We start from the raw sequence: 551 nt of genomic DNA on the forward strand, positions 1-551 counted from the left end.
TTTGGAATTTGATTGAGCATCAGCGTTCGCACATTCGAAGTGATCGCTGCTGAATCCAGCCGAGTATCCAAATCTTCATTGGTGGCGTGATTGTCCACGCCAAGCACTTTTTCTAGCTCGCCTAAGCGTTCGGAAACCAACTGAACCCGCTCCTCTCGCTCTGAAAGGTCGTTTTCTAGTTCAGACTTCAACGCCTTTAATGTACTGAGCTCTTCGCCCATGCTGCGTGAGTGCTCGGTGAGCTGCGCTTGTTTCATCGCTGCGCTATCGACCCGCGCGTAAAGGTGGTTTATGAGAATGGCGGTAGCTGCCAAAGTCAGTACAAATAGCCCTAAAAAGGTTTTTAGGTTGCGTTGCATCCGTTTACTGAAATACCAATGCTTGGAGCCATTGATGGTTGATATCGAGATCGTCAGTTGGTCTTTCATCATGTCGTAATGATCGTATTCTGGTATAAGCCTCGTCACTGAGTGAGCTCGACTGTAAGGAAAACCACAGGGGACTGCCAGAGGCAAATTGGAAAGAAGTGTCAGGTCGTGAGCCGTTTTCCG

General features: G+C 48.6%; 1 pseudogene. It reads right to left on the reverse strand.

Features of this window, described 5'->3' with window-relative positions:
- Positions 1-428, reverse strand: a pseudogene (locus tag R7Q46_RS29450) (M23 family peptidase); the annotation flags it as partial.
- Positions 429-551: the final 123 nt, after the last annotated feature.

The sequence above is a fragment of the Vibrio sp. 811 genome (assembly GCF_033339195.1).